Source organism: Ditibartonella apihabitans, assembly GCF_002007485.1.
Taxonomy (GTDB): Bacteria; Pseudomonadota; Alphaproteobacteria; order Rhizobiales; family Rhizobiaceae; genus Bartonella; species Bartonella apihabitans.
Genome location: NZ_CP015820.1, coordinates 1,687,454 through 1,703,708, shown reverse-complemented (window position 1 = coordinate 1,703,708; position 16,255 = coordinate 1,687,454). Strand labels below are relative to the sequence as shown.

16 protein-coding genes are annotated in these 16,255 nt (G+C 42.9%); 9 read left to right on the top strand and 7 right to left on the bottom strand.

Going from position 1 to position 16,255, the window contains the following annotated elements; genetic code table 11:
• Window positions 1-3 precede the first annotated feature (3 nt).
• A complete protein-coding gene (locus tag BBC0178_RS07715; RefSeq protein ID WP_149867450.1) occupies window positions 4-240 on the bottom strand; it encodes a hypothetical protein in 237 nt (78 codons plus the stop codon).
• Window positions 241-304: 64 nt separating this feature from the next.
• Between BBC0178_RS07715 and BBC0178_RS07710 the strand changes: the two genes are divergently transcribed.
• Window positions 305-589 (top strand): hypothetical protein, encoded by a 285-nt coding sequence (locus tag BBC0178_RS07710; protein WP_078039723.1) that lies wholly within the window; start codon window positions 305-307, stop codon window positions 587-589.
• Window positions 590-1,174: 585 nt separating this feature from the next.
• Here BBC0178_RS07710 and BBC0178_RS07705 read toward each other — a convergent pair.
• Window positions 1,175-1,654 (bottom strand): hypothetical protein, encoded by a 480-nt coding sequence (locus BBC0178_RS07705; protein ID WP_149867449.1) that lies wholly within the window; start codon window positions 1,652-1,654, stop codon window positions 1,175-1,177.
• A 973-nt stretch (window positions 1,655-2,627) separates the two neighbouring features.
• Between BBC0178_RS07705 and BBC0178_RS07700 the strand changes: the two genes are divergently transcribed.
• Complete coding sequence (locus BBC0178_RS07700; protein ID WP_077972032.1) at window positions 2,628-3,359, top strand: glycosyltransferase family 2 protein; 732 nt, start codon at window positions 2,628-2,630, stop codon at window positions 3,357-3,359.
• Window positions 3,356-3,685: a lipid-A-disaccharide synthase N-terminal domain-containing protein gene (locus tag BBC0178_RS07695; RefSeq protein ID WP_078039721.1), complete on the top strand. Its 330-nt coding sequence runs from the start codon at window positions 3,356-3,358 to the stop codon at window positions 3,683-3,685. Before BBC0178_RS07700 ends, BBC0178_RS07695 begins: the two co-directional genes overlap by 4 nt.
• A gap of 209 nt (window positions 3,686-3,894) precedes the next feature.
• Here BBC0178_RS07695 and BBC0178_RS07690 read toward each other — a convergent pair whose 3' ends face one another.
• Window positions 3,895-5,367 (bottom strand): ArnT family glycosyltransferase, encoded by a 1,473-nt coding sequence (locus BBC0178_RS07690; RefSeq protein ID WP_188317713.1) that lies wholly within the window; start codon window positions 5,365-5,367, stop codon window positions 3,895-3,897.
• Between the two features lie 114 nt (window positions 5,368-5,481).
• Window positions 5,482-6,780 carry a UDP-glucose dehydrogenase family protein gene (locus tag BBC0178_RS07685; protein WP_078040412.1) on the bottom strand — a complete coding sequence of 433 codons (1,299 nt, stop codon included), beginning with the start codon at window positions 6,778-6,780 and terminating at the stop codon, window positions 5,482-5,484.
• Between the two features lie 90 nt (window positions 6,781-6,870).
• On the opposite strand from BBC0178_RS07685, the gene pncA reads away from it, so the two are divergent.
• Window positions 6,871-7,482, top strand: coding sequence for a bifunctional nicotinamidase/pyrazinamidase (gene pncA, locus BBC0178_RS07680; protein ID WP_078039719.1), 612 nt, complete (start codon window positions 6,871-6,873; stop codon window positions 7,480-7,482).
• Window positions 7,483-7,915: 433 nt separating this feature from the next.
• Window positions 7,916-8,548, top strand: a complete 633-nt coding sequence (locus BBC0178_RS07675) for a hypothetical protein (protein WP_078039718.1) — start codon at window positions 7,916-7,918, stop codon at window positions 8,546-8,548.
• Window positions 8,549-8,819: 271 nt separating this feature from the next.
• On the opposite strand, the gene BBC0178_RS07670 is transcribed toward BBC0178_RS07675, so the two are convergent.
• Both BBC0178_RS07670 and BBC0178_RS07665 read right to left on the bottom strand, forming a co-directional pair.
• On the bottom strand, window positions 8,820-9,077 hold the full coding sequence (locus BBC0178_RS07670) for a hypothetical protein (protein ID WP_149867448.1): 258 nt from the start codon (window positions 9,075-9,077) through the stop codon (window positions 8,820-8,822).
• A 199-nt stretch (window positions 9,078-9,276) separates the two neighbouring features.
• Window positions 9,277-9,729 carry a hypothetical protein gene (locus BBC0178_RS07665; RefSeq protein WP_149867447.1) on the bottom strand — a complete coding sequence of 151 codons (453 nt, stop codon included), beginning with the start codon at window positions 9,727-9,729 and terminating at the stop codon, window positions 9,277-9,279.
• A 713-nt stretch (window positions 9,730-10,442) separates the two neighbouring features.
• Between BBC0178_RS07665 and ettA the strand changes: the two genes are divergently transcribed.
• The 4 genes from ettA to BBC0178_RS07640 all read left to right on the top strand — a co-directional run bounded on the left by ettA (window position 10,443) and on the right by BBC0178_RS07640 (window position 15,104).
• The gene (gene ettA / locus BBC0178_RS07655; RefSeq protein ID WP_077972017.1) at window positions 10,443-12,092 is read left to right on the top strand and encodes an energy-dependent translational throttle protein EttA; all 1,650 of its coding nucleotides are present in this window, start codon (window positions 10,443-10,445) and stop codon (window positions 12,090-12,092) included.
• A 330-nt stretch (window positions 12,093-12,422) separates the two neighbouring features.
• Entirely contained in the window at window positions 12,423-12,680 is a 258-nt protein-coding gene (locus BBC0178_RS07650; protein WP_078039714.1) for a hypothetical protein, read from the top strand.
• A 17-nt stretch (window positions 12,681-12,697) separates the two neighbouring features.
• A complete protein-coding gene (tam, locus tag BBC0178_RS07645; protein WP_077972013.1) occupies window positions 12,698-13,462 on the top strand; it encodes a trans-aconitate 2-methyltransferase in 765 nt (254 codons plus the stop codon).
• Between the two features lie 937 nt (window positions 13,463-14,399).
• Window positions 14,400-15,104 carry a L,D-transpeptidase gene (locus tag BBC0178_RS07640; RefSeq protein ID WP_078039713.1) on the top strand — a complete coding sequence of 235 codons (705 nt, stop codon included), beginning with the start codon at window positions 14,400-14,402 and terminating at the stop codon, window positions 15,102-15,104.
• A gap of 286 nt (window positions 15,105-15,390) precedes the next feature.
• Here the strand turns inward: BBC0178_RS07640 and BBC0178_RS07635 are convergent, their stop codons facing one another.
• Window positions 15,391-15,702 (bottom strand): DUF2293 domain-containing protein, encoded by a 312-nt coding sequence (locus BBC0178_RS07635; protein WP_078040410.1) that lies wholly within the window; start codon window positions 15,700-15,702, stop codon window positions 15,391-15,393.
• Window positions 15,703-16,255 lie beyond the last annotated feature (553 nt).

Below are 16,255 nucleotides of genomic sequence, written 5' to 3'. Positions count from 1 at the left end.
CAATCAAAGAGAGGTCATTTGGCTTTCGTTTGGGGCAAGCGCTTCATATAAATCTGTTCCGTTTCGCTTAAGACATCGTCCCAGTCTTTTTCCACTCATCCAGACATTTAATGATTCCGGCGGAGTTAACCCGTCTTCAAGACGGTCGTCAGGTCGAAAGCTGCCGACAATTGTCGTGACCGGAATAACACCGGCCCAAATCCGGTTGGCATAATCTTCCTCGTTATCGTGAGGTTCCAACGGGCAGCATTTCCGCCATTCAAACAAGATCGTCAAAAAGAACAGGAATGCTCAGAAAAATAGGGTGGAAAGCGGAGAAGCGGCAAGTCTCATGCATCTCAACCCGCCACGACAAGGACTTCATTTAGCTCTCATACTTGACAAAAATATCAACGATGTAGCATTGGAGCCCAAATTGCATAAAGCCGGTTTTGCCGTTCGCGCAATCTCGCACTATTGCCGGAATAGTCGCGAGAACGGCCTGATTATGGGATATTGCGGCTTTTCGCCCGAACTTTATGAACAAGCAGGCGGGACCATTTCTCATATAGTTGCCAATGAAGTAAAATATAATATTTATAATAAATAACAAAATTGTATCTATATTTGATTATTATTTAAAAAAATAATAATAGTTATATTCAATATTAAAATAATATTTATATTTATGGCAATGAAGGAAATAATGACGATTTTTAAATTTCCTTAAAAATGATATTTCGAAAAGTTTAAAGCGAAAGATCAATTGAACATTTAAAAAATAAAATAAATTCAATGAGAGAGTATTCTAACCTCGACATTAGGGTGTTCGTTTTAGATCGGTTTTTGCCCAAAAGCGGATAATTTATTTTTTGCTTGTCCTATAACTACATGAAATGAATTTTCGTCTCGTCGAACAATATTGGTTAAGGGCATTTTCCTACGCTCAAATAACAAAACGGAAGAGTGGGAGAATAAAAATTTGAAAAAAGAAAATTCAGTATCATTCAAAGAATAAAGCCAATCGAATAAATTGAAGGTTATTTCATTCGATTACTCAAAAAATAGAAAGAATATGCTTATTCAAACGACGTTTGATAAATCAGCAAAATTCTCATTTTTCCCGTTTTATATTTAAAAGTAGAGAAAACGTCTTGTCATAACTATAAAAATTAATTTCAAAATTATTGCACTTTCATAGCTTGTTTGTCGGCGGCAAATCATCTTTCATTGTTGTAACAAACTCTCTTTGTGGAACGGGCTCGGCCTCAGGCGTCGGCGAGGGATTTTCCGGTATGAAAGAAGGGGGAACCTCTGGTAGCGGCGCGGGATGTTGAGCGGGAGCGGGATTACGAGGGGCAGTGGGCAAAGGCTTATTATCGGGTAAATGCGTATCCGGAGATGATGGTGTGATGGTCTCTTCCTGCGCAAAACAATAAAATTCACGACCAATAATGATGAATATCAGGCCGGTAAACAGCAGAAATACTAAAATCATATAAATCCACGTGAAATCGGGGATGTGCCTATCAAAAAACAGCGCCTCTGCAAGGGCCTCAGAACTGCTGGTGATAACGAATGAACCTGCGACAGGCGCTAAAAGCACCATAATAACGCCGATTCCTCCTAAAACAGTAAATTTTTGCCGTATCAATGTTCCAGTCAGCTTGTACATTTCAACTTTACGCCGTTTTTTGTTTTTTCGAAGGTGAACGAGTTAAAAAGATATAAAGTAAATAAACAAGATAATCGACGAATGCTAACAGGAAGAAAAAAACCAGAAAATGTATTGGAAACACTTAGAATTTCTCCCTAAAAAGCTTTATAGAACAAGATATATTATACTTTTTGATTATGTCCAGATTACCGTCGAATATCGATAAATAAAATTGGTAAACATGCAAATTGGCGATAAGGGGGGCACAGGTTTTTGTGTTCTATCACATAACCAAAACCGGAGTTAGCTTTCAACAAGCGAAAACTCTGTTGGCAAGCAGGCTTTAGCAAATTTGAAAACCGCCAATCAAGAGCTCTAAAATGACAGTTATAAGAACAATGTTGTGTTGTTAAAATCATGCATCGGGAAATCCGATATTATCGCGGGTGAGACTATAATGGCTTTAGAAGAATTTGTTTTCTCAAGATTTTCGTACAAAACCGGGCGGCAGAAAAGCAGATAAATAGTCGGATAGATTGCTCTCAATATTAGATGCCAGCGGAAATTCATATCAAGTTGAACAAGAAAAAAGGGGAGCAAAAGAAAGGCAATGAGCCTCTTTGTTTTTCAAGCTTTTAACTTCTCCGAATTCAAATTTCTCTATTCGAATTTTTCTCCGAATTACGCGAATTCCGCTTTTGTACGGCGTTCCAAATGAAACTTTTTGATTGATAGGATTGATCAAGTGGCTTTCAGAACTTCACCATGAAAGAAAATCAAAAAAACAAAAAAGCAGGTTGTTTCAATTCCAAAATAGTAAAAAGACGTTTGGCTCCGGAAAAACTCGAAAACAGTGATTGCTATGGAAATGCGAAAGGTAAGCTCGATAAGGTTTTTAACAGTTTCAGCCACATGTAACCATGCGCTTCATGGACACTTGCGGTTTTCAATGCTATTCAGTTGCGCGTAGTATCGGAACAAAGTTATATAAATGAAACTATCTGTCGTTATTCCCTGTCGTAATGAAGCTGAAAATCTGGCCTTTTTGCTTGATGAAGTCGATAATGCCATGCAAGGCCGCGATTACGAGATTCTGGTTGTGGACGATGGTTCGAGTGATGATACACCTCAGGTTTTATATAAACGCATGAGTGAAGGTAAGCCCTTGCGCCATATCCGGCATGACCGTTCAGCTGGACAAAGTGCTGCGGTGCGTTCGGGTGTTTTTGCCGCCACCGGCGATATTGTTCTGACAATTGATGGAGATGGACAAAACAATCCGGTCTATTTACCGAAGCTTGCCGACGCGCTTATTGCAGCAGGGCCGGAATATGGTCTTGCAGCGGGGCAACGTTTGAAACGTACCGATACGAAATTGAAACAGCTTTCCTCGAAACTTGCCAATAAATTGCGGCAGGCAATTTTGAAAGACAATACGCGTGATTCAGGATGCGGGTTGAAAGCAATTCGCACCGATCTATTTCGACAATTGCCATTCTTTGATGGTTGGCATCGTTATCTTCCGGCGCTGGTTCTGCGGGAAGGTTACAAAACCGCGCATATTGATGTGATTGATCGCCAGCGTGCCCATGGGCATTCCAATTACGGCATTCTTGATCGCGGGCTTCGGGGAATATTGGATCTTTATGGTGTCTGGTGGCTGCGCCGCAGGCGCAAAGTTGTTCCCAAGGTAACAGAAATAAGTGCCAGGAGCGAAAAATGAGCGATTTATTCTCACAATTTGCCCAATGGCTCCATGATGTCTTTGTTGCCCAGTGGGATGGCTGGATTGTGCTGGGTTTTGTCGCGCAGGCGCTTTTTATGATGCGTTTCGTTGTGCAGTGGCTTGCCTCGGAAAAAGCAAAGAAAAGCGTTATGCCGGTTGCTTTCTGGTTTTTCTCGCTCGGCGGTGGAGTCCTTTTATTCATTTATGCAATTCGCCAGAAGGATCCGGTATTTATTGCCGGTCAGGGATTGGGCCTGATTGTTTATATTCGCAATCTTTCCTTGATCTATCGCGAAAAGAAACACAAACATATGGCGGAATGATTTGAACTTCAGTACCAAAAGCTGAAAGTTTTTAATGCGCCTTTTCCGTGAAACGTAAAAAACTTCTTATGATAAGCAGGTGAGCGGCCTTTATTCTTTTTGCCCTTTATTCTTTTTACAAAGTGCGGACAGCAGCCCCTTCTAGAGTGGAAAACACTGTTTGTGGTGTCGGGCGCAAGTCAAGTAAGACAAGACAAGCGAAATATAAGTCAGGGGAGATACAGGTAGGAAACGATACGTTTGACGTCGCTTCCGCCAATAAACCCGATTTTCACTTCGCCGGTTTTGCCGACGACAGGTAAACCGGCTTCAATGAGAGCGTCGCGCAAATCTTCAGGCAATTTTCCATTGCCGGGCCACAAAACCATAAGTGGCGTTACGAGTTTTTCGCTAATAAATGGAGAACCGACGTGAACGGTTTTGAGCGTCGGGTCAATCAAACGTAGGTTTCCCGGTAATTGGGGATGGCGCGCAAAGACCATTTTGAACGGGCCTTCCGTGCGAAGTGCCCGATCAAGTTTTTTATAATCAAAGAGCTGTTCGGGCGGGTCAAAACGATTATAGGCAGTCGCTATGTTGATATAGAGAATAAAAGGTACAACCAATGCTGCGATCGCTCCTATCAGACCGAAAGCGCGCACATATTTTAAAGAATAACACAGTCGCGAGAGGACGAGTGTGAAATAGGCAGGCGCAAGGAAAAGCAGAGGTTGCAGCCAACGATCTTTAACATTGGTAATACCGAGCACGAGAACAAGTGCAAGAACGAGCAAAATTCCGAAAAGCAGGATATGATAAATAAGATGTTCGGCCCTGTTTTCTTCTCTCGTTGTCAATTGTGATACTTTTGAATTGGAGAAGCTGTGTAAGCCGGCAAGGATGAGGGCAAGAATAAGGGCAACGGAAACAAAACCCAATGAGGCAACAAAGAAGTCGGCCAATCCGCTCAGACGATCGGAAAAAAAGTTTCCTGTTTTGCCCATAGCAAGCTTATTGGCGCGCGCAACAACACTGGCAGGATGGGCAAACATATAGATGAAGGCAGGCGCGATTGCCGCACAAGTGGTGACAATGGCTAAAGGGAAATAGCGATTTTTCAAAGCGTAACGAAATTCGCGCGTTAGAGCCGTGCCGCAGAAAAGTGCTACGAGAAAAAGTGTGCCATTGTATTTCCCTAAAATTGCAGTAGCAGAGGCAAGTCCGAGAATAATTGCCCTGAAAAAAGACGGTTTACGTATAAAAAAACAAAATGCGGCAAATGAATAAGCAGATCCTGCCGTGCCCATGATGGAGTGGGTGAGGGCGCGTTGTGATTCCCATCCAATCTGCGGAAGCAGAAACATTGCAAGCATGGATGCTCCGGCAACAACTGGGCGGACATCAAGGAGTCTGAGGCCAAGATAAACACCAAGAAAAGTTGTGGCAAGCAGACCGAATTTGATCACTTGTAACAAGTAGAAATGAAGTCCGAAGACTTGCTCGACTCCATAAGCAATCCATGTATAGAGTGGTGGTTGGGAGCCGCCATAGCCCCAATTCCAGAAACTGATATTGGAGGCAAGCTCGGCATCATCAAGTCCGGCGCCTTGTGAAAAAACAGTGACAAAGAATGTTTCGAACGCAAAATAGAGTATGATGAAGCAAACAGCAGCACTGCCGTAATCCGGTTTATATTTTGCCATTAGCCCCATCCTTATATTCTACAATTCAACAGACAGTCTTCTTATAAAACTTCAACTATAATTGCCTGACCGGACACGCAATAGGGCCGGTTATGGATAACAACAGAAACCTGATCAACGGCCAATGGATATATAGTCCAGATCTATATTTTGAAATTCTTCCTTTTTATAGATATTGCGCAAATCTATAATTTTCCCCTGTGGCATAAGTTCGGCGAGTTTTTTCAGATTAAGTGCGCGATAGGCATTCCATTCCGTAATAATTGTGAGTACGCCGGCGCCTTTTGCAGCTTCATAGGGAGAGGAACACCAGACAATATTATCAAGAACTTTTTTGGCCTGTTCTTCCCCTTCCGGATCATGCGCACGTACCGTCAAGCCCGCCTCCTGCAAAACTTTGATAATGCTCAAAGCAGGAGATTCCCGTATGTCATCGGTATTGGGTTTGAACGTTACACCAAGAACGGCAACTGTATCGGTGTTTCTTTCTTTCGCGGCTTTGATAATGCGTTCACCCATTTTTATCTTACGTTCTTCGTTGATTGAAATAACTGTTTCAATCAATTGTTGGGGGGCATTGTAATGAAGGCCTGTCGCTGCAAAGGCGCGTGTATCTTTGGGAAAACACGAGCCACCAAAACCGGGACCGGCATGTAAAAATTTGGAACCGATACGTTTATCCATGCCGATTGCCTGAGCGACTTCCTGAATATTGCCGCCGGTTTTTTCGCATAAATCGGCAACCTGATTGATAAAAGTGACCTTCATTGCAAGGAAGGCATTGGCCGCATATTTTATCAGTTCGGCATTTTCGAGCGAGGTAATGACCAGTGGCGTTTCCCTTAGGTAAAGCGGCCGATAAAGCCTGCGCATTGTTTCGCGTCCGCGTTCGTCTTCGACACCCACAACAACCCGGTCAGGGCGCATAAAGTCTTCAATAGCCGAGCCTTCACGTAAAAATTCGGGGTTGGAAACCATTGAAAAATGAATATCCGGACGCAATTTTTCTATACGTTTACGAATGCGCGAATTGGTGCCCACAACAACAGTCGATTTAATGACGATAACGGCACCATCCTTCATAGCATGTGCTACTTGATCGGCAGCCTGTTCTATAAAGTGTAAATCTGCTTCACCATCGCCCCGACGCGATGGCGTGCCAACGGCCAGAAAAATGACGTCAGCTTCTTTGACGCTATTTTCAAGATCGATTGAAAATGACAGACGTTGTTCTTTGATGTTTCTGACCATCATCTCGTCCAGTCCGGGTTCAAAAATAGTCGCTTCCCCTTTGTTCAATCGGGCAATAATATCAGGATTGGCGTCAACACAGGTCACATCAAATCCGAATTCGGCGAAACAAACACCTGAAACCAGCCCGACATAACCGCTACCGATCATGGTAATTTTCATCAAAGTCTTCCTTGCAAAATATTGTTCTTGTTTGATATGACTGTTTTCCTGTGACTGCAACTGTCACTTGGGGAATTAAGGGGAGAAAAAATGGCTACCGAGGCACTTATTGTTGTTGATGTACAAAATGATTTTTTACCCGGTGGTGCACTCGCTGTTCCCGACGGTGATCTTATCCTTCCAACTGTTTACGCGCTTATGATGCGCTTCGACCATGTTATCCTTACTCAGGATTGGCATCCGCAAAACCATCAAAGTTTTGCGTCGAACCATTCGGGTTTTTCTGCCTATGACACAATAACAGTCGATTATGGCCCGCAAACACTTTGGCCGGATCATTGCGTCCAAGGGTCGGAAGGTGCAGCGCTTCACGGGTCTTTGCCTGTGGATAAGGCAGAAATGATCATTCGCAAGGGGATGGATCCGAAAATTGACAGTTATTCGGCTTTTTTTGAAAATGATCGTAAAACCCCGACAGGGTTGCGCGGCTATCTGAAGGAACGTGGCATTAACAAGCTTACATTCTGCGGCCTTGCAACCGATTTTTGTGTGGCTTATTCAGCGCTGGACGCCAAAAATTGTGGCTTTGAAGTGTCGGTAGCGCTTGCTGCCTGTGCCGGTATTGATCTCAACGGTTCACTTGATCTTATGCTGAAAACCATGAATGATTCCGGTGTCGAACTGTTAATGGGCGCTCTTTAAGAAAAATTCCGGATAAATTCTTCCGGCCTTTATTCCATTTTAGGGTTCGTTCCGGTCGGGGCAAAATGGAAATGTTTTTGCTCTGAAACAAGTTATCGTTTAGGCGCAATTTTACTGGTGAGCTACACAATGTGGCTTCACATATGATTTTCCAATCATCTCACTGGTTTAAAAAAGTCACCTCGTTGCAATCGGGTGCTGATGCATCTAGTCAAGTTCTTTAGCAATATTCGTGTCTAAAGGTCTTGGAAAAATGAAGAAGATTTATGATAGATATATGTATGTCTTGCATTTATTGAAATCATAAAAAGACGAATGCCATAAAATTGCTAATAATCATAATTCATGATATAGTAATAATTGCATTTATGAAAAATGCTATCGGGCAGTTGGCTGATATGATGACAGTACATGCCAATTCAAGGTTTGTAACATGATAAATACTTCATATACAAAATATACAAATATTTCACTCCGACAGATAACCGAAGGAAAATCTCAAACGTCAACTTTAACGAAAGCTGATGCGTCCGGGCAAAAAGAAGAAGCTAAACCCGTAAAATTTAATTTGACCTCTGATCCGAAGTCGTTTGAAGGTCTTTCACGAGAGGATTTAGCCTCTATTCTTCTCAATGAAGATGGATTGTATAATGAGGAAGATAAAGCGAATGCTACCTTCTTTCTTGAGAAGCAAACGCTTGATGCTTTTTGGGCTGAATATAATAAATCAGGTGATTATGCTGCTGCACAAGAAGCCAGTATAAAGTCATTAGATAAGGCAGGGGTGAAGGAAAAGCAGACATTCCTTTGGAATGATAAACGAGCGCACATCGTGTCTGATTATGAAGCTTCAGCCAGACGCAACGGAGTTGCGGCAAAGAATTTCGATATTGATAGTGAACTCTATAATTTGCTTAAAAATGTCCATGACCGGATCAACGAGGAATCACGACTGGCATACACGAATGGCAAAGACTTCCCGAACTATCTTGAAGATCATGACTATTTAGCAATTAAACAACAATATGAGAGAGAAATGAAAACGGGGTTTTCCTTTAAAGTCTAACCCCGTTTCCGGTTATCAATTCAAACTGTAGGTCATATCTGCGCTGAAATTGCCCGTTCAATGAGAATCGGCGGAAGAAATGCGGCCTGAACACTGACTGGAACGACCGTTCATGAAAACAACGGTTGGTACGTTCTATCGCTTGCCTTGTCCTGTGAAATGTCCTTGGCTTCAAGTCTGTTTGTTTTCATCTCAGGAAAAGAGCGAAATGAAGATAACGGTGACGAGCTTAGATATTTCCGTTCATTCGGAAAATGATCATGCAGTTTTCTTAACTTCTCGGAAGTCTCCTTTCGCAACGCTTCAAGATCGTTTGCTCGAAATTTCCGGCGGCATCAATCCGTTCACGATTGGTCGAAAACTGCTTTTCCTCATAGGCAAGCTCGACGATTTTTCTGAAAACCGGATCAAGAATCTTCTGATCTTCGGCCGATCTTTCCTTTAATCCGTTAAGAACAAGAGTTGTTGCTTTATCAATAGGAACACCGCTTTGGCGAACCATCATGACCGTACGACCTAATCCCGCCAAATCGCTACATTTTACGTTCGTTTCCTGAGCGAACAGATTTGTTTGAAAAAAACAATTATGATGAGTGCAGCAATAAAGCGCATCAAATTCTCCTCATTTATATCTAGCGAGCTTAACATTTGCGATACCGCAATAAAGCCCGCTCGTCCAACACAAAGTTGACAATTAAAAGCTGCCCGATTTTAAAACTTGTCCGAGTTTAAAAGGGGGGCGAGTTGACAAAATCACAAATTTCACGAGGGGACGTTTTGTCGGTGAGCCAAAAAATATTCTTCGATAATCCGAAAAGTTGCGGTGGTAACTTGTCCGGAAAAGAGAGCCAATCACCGATTGTGAGAGCGTAATAATCGGCAACCGATAAAATGTCCCGTAAGAGCCGCATCATAAGAGGGCTAAAAACATCTGACCCCATGCGTCGCTTTTCATTCTTTAACATTAGTCGCAATAGTAACAAACGCCAGTAACTATAACTCTTCTGTTTATCAAGAACGAGTCTTATCGAATGTCCGCGAGTGAATGTGTGAATTGCCCATAAGCCCAATGGAAAGGGGGCATAGATCACTATGTTTCTGTCTTCCGGAGCATTTTGCAGCTTCAATTTACGGTTAATCCGATAAACTGTTTTATCTACTGTGGCGAGTGAAGCGGACATTTCAAACAAACAATCGGGTACAAGCAAGGTGTTTTTTGCTTCGAAAAAAACGTTTGTGTTACCGTCCCGGTCAAAAATGACCGGTTTTTTTCGCGGCTGTGACTGGCTTTTCTGTAAGGATTTTTCAGCCATTGGTTTAAAACTGGAAGGGTCTCCCGTTGCTTGGTGTTTTTACTTGCGTCAGTGAGTAAAATAAAGCAATATTGTTTCATGTTAATATCAAAAATATAAAAAGTTGGTATAATTTGCCAAGTTTTAAATCAATACGGGGAGCAAACGCTTGAAAAGCGTTTTGCTTATTGCCAGAGGGGAAGCCGAGTGACGAAAAAATTCGCACTCGGCTTTAATCATTCCGGAATGCGAGATCATCGCCACCGCCAGTTCAAAAGCTCTGTTTGCCAATTTGAAGCCGTGCATCATGGGCATATCAGGTGAACAGGTCGCGCATGATGTGATGAGCATAATCATAAAACAGAACTTGGAAACAAGTTTTGGCTTTTAAAATTGTTTGCTTCTTTAATTTTGTTTTACTTTTTTAATTTCGTTCTGCCAGGGCTAAAGATTGCTGCTGCTAAAGATTGCAGCGGCTAAAGATTGCCGAGATCAACTCTTTCGGTTAAAAGATCAGAAAAGAATTTGTTTTGAACGCATTTCCGTAGGAAATGTCGATGAAGGCGTTTCATGAAGCGCAGTAATCAAGGAATGGAAAATATATGGCGCGGCAATTTATCTATCACATGGCTGGTCTGAGCAAATCCTATGGCAATAAAAAGATTTTGGACAATATCAATCTGTCTTTTTATCCGGATGCAAAAATAGGTATTCTGGGGCCGAATGGTGCCGGTAAGTCGACAATTTTGCGGATTATGGCAGGCATTGACAAGGAATTCACCGGTGAAGCCTGGCTTGCAGAGGGAGCAACCTGCGGATATTTGCCGCAAGAGCCGGCGCTTGATCTGTCAAAAGATGTGCGCGGCAATGTGATGGAAGGTGTTGCCGATAAAAAGGCAATTCTTGACCGCTATAATGAATTGATGATGAATTATTCTGATGAAACCGCTGATGAAGGTGCAAAACTTCAGGACATCATCGATAGTCAAAACCTTTGGGATCTCGATTCGCAGGTAGAAATGGCAATGGATGCATTGCGCTGCCCGCCTGCAGATGCCGATGTTTCAAAATTGTCGGGTGGTGAAAAACGCCGTGTCGCTTTATGTAAATTGCTGCTGCAACAGCCTGATCTACTTTTGCTTGACGAGCCGACCAACCATCTTGATGCCGAAACGACAGCATGGCTTGAAAAGCATTTGCGCGAATATCCGGGGGCTGTTCTCATCATCACCCACGACCGTTATTTCCTAGATCACGTCACCGGCTGGATTCTGGAGCTTGATCGTGGACATGGCATACCTTACGAGGGCAACTATTCGGCTTATCTGGAAGCCAAAGCCAAGCGCCTTGCACAGGAAGGCCGTGAAGAAGCTGCCCGCCAGAAAGCTTTGACGCGTGAACAGGAATGGATTGCATCAAGCCCGAAGGCCCGTCAGGCAAAGTCGAAAGCGCGTATCAAGGCTTATGATGAATTGGTCAAGGCGGCCAATGATCGTCGCCCCGGTGAAGCGCAAATTATTATTCCGGTTGGCGAAAGACTGGGGCAGGTTGTTATTGAAGTAGAACATTTGACCAAAGGGTTCGGCGAACATGTATTGATTGACGATCTTTCTTTCAAATTGCCGGCTGGTGGTATTGTCGGGGTGATCGGCCCCAACGGTGCCGGTAAAACAACTTTGTTCAAAATGCTAACCGGTCAGGAAAAACCGGATTCGGGAACAATTCGTATCGGTGACACAGTGAAAATGAGCTATGTTGACCAAAGCCGTGACGCACTTGATCCGGATAAAACAGTCTGGGAAGAAATTTCCGGCGGTAACGACATCATCAAACTCGGCAAATACGAGATGAACAGCCGTGCCTATTGCGGTGCGTTCAACTTCAAGGGAAGCGACCAGCAACAAAAGGTTGGCAATCTTTCGGGCGGTCAGAGAAATCGCGTGCATCTTGCAAAACTTCTGAAAGAAGGCGGCAATGTATTGTTGCTCGATGAACCGACCAATGATCTGGACACCGAAACGCTGGCAGCACTTGAAGAGGCGCTCGAAAATTTTGCCGGTTGCGCCGTTGTTATCAGTCACGATCGTATGTTTCTTGACCGTCTGGCAACGCATATGTTGGCTTTCGAGGGAGATAGCCATGTTGAATGGTTTGAAGGCAATTTTGAAGATTACGAGGCCGATAAGATACGCCGTCTTGGACCTGAATCGGTCAATCCGAAACGGGTTACCTATAAACGTTTAACGCGTTAACTTGACCGTTCCGGTTAAAATACCGTGGCGAGAAACCTGTTTTCCAATTTGAAATTACTAAAAAGCGGAGCTGACCTCCGCTTTTTTATGAAGTTAAAATTTTTTATAAAATATCATCTCATGATTGCTTAAGAGGGGGCATTGCTTCAGGCCGTATTCACGACAATGGTCATGGGAAGGGGAAATAACCGCTAGATCTAACAACGGATTGTAATTGGTAATGAGCACCGCACTTAACCAGCGAGCTTGTCTGATTGTAATATCCTTGCTTTGTCAGATGGATGAGAAGGCGCAAAAATCTTCAAAGAACAGACGGAGCACAACGTTCGAGTGGCAAGTCAATTAGGCAATTGGTCAAATAACGTCCATGGCAATGACCGGAAAGCGGTGTTTTTAAAGGCGGGTAGCACATTCAGCCGCGATGGCATAGCGCTCGAACCGGATAGGCCTTACAGCCTTACAAAGATTGACGACATGAAAAGACTATGTGAAAAATCATATAAGCGGGATGACAGGATAGAAAGAATTTTTGACTTTATGGGTGTCTTGAACCCGAAAAGTGATAAACTTATCTCACTGCACAGATGAGACAATGGAGAATACCGATGCAAGATTGGTCAGCAAAAGAATATTTGAAATTCGAGGATGAACGTTTGAGGCCGGTACATGACCTCGCTAATGCTGTCCCTCTGAAAGAGGTTAAAAACATTGTCGATCTCGGTTGTGGTCCCGGTACCTCTACCGAAGTTTTGTGTGAACATTGGCCAAAGGCCAAAATAACCGGTTTTGACTCTTCTCCGGAAATGATTGCCAATGCCAAGAAACGTTTGCCGAAGATCGAATTTACGGTTCAGGATATCGAGAAATGGTCGCCGGATGCAGATGTTGACCTGTTGTTTTCCAATGCCGTCTTCCAATGGTTGCCTGATCATATCGAACAGATGAAGCGCCTCGTATCATCTATGAAAAACGGTGCGGCGCTTGCTGTACAAATGCCGGACAACTTGTTCGAGCCGCTTCACCGTGCAATGATTCACGTGGCGGAAGACAAAAGGTGGAATGATCGCATCGGTTCGGTGGCACGCGAAAAATTGCCGAATGTCTCGGTCTATTATGACGCATTAAAACCGCTCGTGCATTATATCGATCTCTGGCAGACAATCTATAACCCGATTATGGAAAATCACGAAGCAATTGTTGACTGGGTTAAAGGTGCAGCTTTACGGCCATTTCTGGCACCACTTAACGAGCAAGAAAAACAGGATTATCTGGCACTTTATCTGGAACGCATCAAAAAACTCTATCCGACGCAATATGACGGCAAAGTGCTGTTACGCTTTCCCCGCCTGTTTTTGGTTTTGGTCAAGTAAAGGTCAAGATCAAAATCTGCGTGTTGCTATCATGAATCGAATTGAAAGAGCCATATATGTTATGGCTCTTTTTATTTTCCGGTTTTCCGGACAAGCTCACATCGGGATGGGATTAAATAATTTTTCGGATTAAAACCGTTTCACGAGATTTGTCGCGCAGATTTCCCATGGGGGTCTGCCACATCTGTTCAAATCAATATAGATGATAGTGAAGAGGCTCGCTATTCGTCGGCGAAAACCAGTTAAAAACAACTATGCTCAATCATATTCCAATTGTGTCACCTTAATCTAATAGGAGAACACAATGCCCGATTAAAGATGCAATCAATGGAAAATTTCTTTTAATCTCGACCGTTAACCCGCTTTATCAACAAAGAGAGCTTATCTTTTATAGCTTAATAGTTTTTTATATTCTAAAAATATTTTATTATTAAATATATATCAATTAAAGAATATTTTATGTGATTAATATTATAATGTATATTGTTAATAGTTTTATATAAACGTAATTTATCTATTAATATAATATATTTTTTATACATTTTAATGGAGTTAATTTGATAAATCGAGCTATGAAATAATGAAATAGCAAATCAAAAATCGGATTTGGGGCGGACGTGGAGGCAATTGCCATAATAAACGGGAAGACGATTTTTAACGGTGTTTTTAACCGCCAATTGATTCGTCTTGACCGCGTTAGTGTTTTTGAAGTTTTCGGGGTTGAAATTTGCTCACTAAAAGCGGCGCACCACTTCATTTACTGTTGCATAATTGTCTTTCTACGCGGAAAAGTTGTCTTTAAAGAGCTTAAATAGCTTTAAAAATGGTGGTTATAATCTGAAAATACTTTTTATTATGTTAACTATCTATTAACCACGTTGTACGAAAAAATACGCACATTATGGCGTTTCGCAATCACGAGGTTTCTAGACTGAAAATGAAATATTTCTGGCAGCAAAAATTAGGGCTTGCAGCAATTCTGGGTGTTTTGGGAGTAGGTCTTGTCGGATGTGCGACAACGCCACCACCGACGGTTTCATCAAATAGCAGTGTCAAAGCCGCGCCTTCAAAACCGGTCGTGACCTCAACTTTGCTTGGTACGCAATCGGTTTATGACCGGTATGAGCAAACTCCTGACGAACCATTCAAGATTCCGCCGGTCACGGTCAAGATACCGGAACAATTCGAACGCACAGTTGTGTCTTATCCGAGTGACGAGATACCGGGTACGATTATCGTAGAACCGGAAAACCATTATCTCTATCTTATTACCGGTAACGGACAGGCGATCCGTTATGGCGTTGGTGTCGGTGCTGCCGGTCTCGGTTTTCAAGGTGAGGCGAAAATACGCTTCAAGCGTAAATGGCCGCGCTGGATTCCGACAGCCGATATGGTGCAGCGCAAGCCGCAGCAATATAAACGCTTTGCTGACGGGGTACCGGGAGGATTACACAGCCCGTTGGGTGCCCGTGCGCTCTATCTCTTCCAAGGAAACAACGACACCTATTTCCGTATCCATGGGACGACGCAACCATCAAGCATTGGCAAAAATGTTTCGGCAGGATGTATCCGCATGCTGAATAAAGATGTTGTCGATCTTTTTGAGCGTGTCGATGTCGGTTCGAAAGTGATTGTCCGTTAATTTTTAACGATAAGTAGTTCATTTGAAAGGGCGGCTTTACCGCCCTTTTTCTTTTCCGGCCTCGGTTGTCTTTTGAAACGCGCGCAATCGGTCCGAAAGCTGATATTTTTCATCAGTGAAACCATGAGGGCGGATTCTCAAGCTTTAATAGCCTCGCTTATTATCTTAGATAGCATATTCAACAATCACGATGCGATCAGGAAAGGAGTGATGAACCCGCATTATCGTGTGATACACGCATCCCCCATGAAAGTTGCTCATATCGCTTAAATCGCTCAGGTAGTTCTTATAATTTTTCATCCACGTCGACGAAACGCGTTGCCCGCCATTCGGTCAGTTTTTCATTAATATCGTCGATTACAAAAAAACGCGCCGAATCCTTGTCATAACCGTCATCACGCAATTTATCATAATCGGTATAGGTATGGCGGATATAGGCAACGATCGAGAGCCACACAGCAATGGAGGGAGGAAGATGTCTCAAATGTGCACTTAAAGCGGCAGACCGGATAGGTTCGCTATCAGCATAGGGAGCTTGCGGGACCAGCAGGGTCAATTCCTTTAAAACAGCACGTTGTCTCTTTGTTGTCATGGACAAATAAAAAATTGAAACCCGTTTTTTTGTCAAACAGATTTTTATTGTTCTTAAGGTTATAAGCTTGGATGTGAAAATGTAAAAACAATTGGACTATGAAAGGCGTGTGCGGCTTTTCATCAAAGAAAAGGGGAGATTTGCCCTTCTGCATATTGGTTCAATAGCAAATTCTTTTCCTTTAAAATAATAGTCCGCTTCTTTTAAAAAATAATGATGAAGTGGCAACCGCCCTTACGGCTGTCAAACGGGATTTGCCACATTAAAGTCTCCGGTTAGATCGGCGGGCGGTTCTTGAAATCAGACAAGAAAATTTATTATCGCAAAAACTCGAAAACTTCGTTTTATTGTCGGTCAAAGTTTTCCAGCCCATCCGGCTCTGTTCACGTCACAGAGAGATATTCCGGTTAGAGGCCAAGGTCCGGTTCGACATCAGACATGTCCAAACGCTTGAATATATGCGTTGAAGGGGGAATTTTTAGGTGTTTGTGGGCATAAGTCATCTCTCTGCTTGACATTTGCAAAATATATAAAGATATCTTTATATCTATAAGAGTGG

Coding starts and splice junctions, on each gene's coding strand:
- BBC0178_RS07705 (WP_149867449.1), bottom strand. CDS start 1,654: ATGTACAAGCTGACTGGAACATTGATACGGCAAAAATTTACTGTTTTA.
- BBC0178_RS07700 (WP_077972032.1), top strand. CDS start 2,628: ATGAAACTATCTGTCGTTATTCCCTGTCGTAATGAAGCTGAAAATCTG.
- BBC0178_RS07695 (WP_078039721.1), top strand. CDS start 3,356: ATGAGCGATTTATTCTCACAATTTGCCCAATGGCTCCATGATGTCTTT.
- BBC0178_RS07690 (WP_188317713.1), bottom strand. CDS start 5,367: ATGGCAAAATATAAACCGGATTACGGCAGTGCTGCTGTTTGCTTCATC.
- BBC0178_RS07685 (WP_078040412.1), bottom strand. CDS start 6,780: ATGAAAATTACCATGATCGGTAGCGGTTATGTCGGGCTGGTTTCAGGT.
- pncA (WP_078039719.1), top strand. CDS start 6,871: ATGGCTACCGAGGCACTTATTGTTGTTGATGTACAAAATGATTTTTTA.
- BBC0178_RS07675 (WP_078039718.1), top strand. CDS start 7,916: ATGATAAATACTTCATATACAAAATATACAAATATTTCACTCCGACAG.
- BBC0178_RS07665 (WP_149867447.1), bottom strand. CDS start 9,729: ATGTCCGCTTCACTCGCCACAGTAGATAAAACAGTTTATCGGATTAAC.
- ettA (WP_077972017.1), top strand. CDS start 10,443: ATGGCGCGGCAATTTATCTATCACATGGCTGGTCTGAGCAAATCCTAT.
- tam (WP_077972013.1), top strand. CDS start 12,698: ATGCAAGATTGGTCAGCAAAAGAATATTTGAAATTCGAGGATGAACGT.
- BBC0178_RS07640 (WP_078039713.1), top strand. CDS start 14,400: ATGAAATATTTCTGGCAGCAAAAATTAGGGCTTGCAGCAATTCTGGGT.